This window comes from Ruminococcus difficilis (genome assembly GCF_016680995.1).
In genome coordinates this window covers 1-1,194 of the sequence record NZ_JAEQMG010000024.1, presented here as the reverse complement: position 1 = coordinate 1,194, position 1,194 = coordinate 1, and the positions used below count along the sequence as shown (strand labels likewise).

The window sequence follows — 1,194 nt, the reverse complement described above, 5'->3', positions numbered from 1 at the left end:
TTCCTTGAGGATCTCCTTCTTCTCGCGCAGGTCGTACATGAACGCGTTGCCGATGTATCTGTCCTCGAGCGGGTCGCAGGCGCGGATAAGGTAGTCGCGTCCCTTGATGTCGGGCAGCTTGCGGCAGATCGCGCGGATCGCCCTGCGCAGGAAGTGCGGAACGATCTTCTGGTACATTCTGAAAACGCGCGGGTCGTTGTAGCAGGTGTAGCCTCCGAAGAGCTCGTCGGCACCCTCGCCGGAGAGCACTACCTTGACGTATTCGCTCGCAAGGCGCGAAACGAAGTACAGCGCGATACACGACGGGTCGGCGAGCGGCTGATCCATGTGGTACTGAACGGTGGGAACCGCGTCCCAGAACTCGTCGGATGATATCAGGTGGGTATGATGCTCCACGCCGATTTTGCGGCTGAGCTCCTGAGCCCAGCTTATCTCGTTATATTTCTCGCCGAAATCAAAGCCAACTGTGAAGGTTTTCTGGTCGGCGAAGTATGTTGATACATAGCTTGAGTCCACGCCCGAGGAGAGGAAGCAGCCGACCTCAACGTCGGCGATTTTGTGGGCGTTGACGGAGTTTTCGAATACCTTGTCGATCATATCGACAGCCTGTTCCTCGGTGATGCTCTCGTCGGGTCTGAACCTCGGCTCAAAGTAGCGTGTGGTTTCAACCTCGCCGTCCTTGTACCAGAGGTAGTGACCGGGCATGAGACAGAAAATATCCTCAAAGAATGTCTGAGGCGGCACCGCATACTGGAACGAGAGGTAGGTGTCGAGAGCTCTCTTGTTGAAGCGCTTTACGTACTTTGGGTACTCGAGAATGCTCTTGATCTCGCTGCCGTAGACGAACTCGCCCTCGACCTGAGCGTAGTGCATGGGCTTGATTCCGAAGAAGTCGCGGGCTAAAAAGAGCGACTTGTCAACGGTGTTGTAAATCGCGAAGCCGAACATTCCGCGAAGCTTCGGGAGCAGATCCTCGTGCCATTCCTCAAAGCCGTGGACCAGCACCTCGCTGTCGGACTCGGTATAGAACTTGTGACCCTTCTTTATCAGAGTCGCCCTGAGATCCTTGTAGTTGTATATCTCGCCGTTGAAGGTGAGAACAAGGGTCTTGTCCTCGTTGTAGATCGGCTGATGACCGGCGTCGAGGTCGATGATCGACAGCCTGCGGAAGCCCATAGATCGGAAGAGCGTCGT

Annotated in this window: 1 protein-coding gene; it reads right to left on the bottom strand. The window is 55.5% G+C overall.

Going from position 1 to position 1,194, the window contains the following annotated elements; genetic code table 11:
• Positions 1-1,194, bottom strand: a 1,194-nt coding sequence (gene asnB / locus JKK62_RS01450; protein WP_201426640.1) for an asparagine synthase (glutamine-hydrolyzing), incomplete at both ends; no start/stop codon positions are given.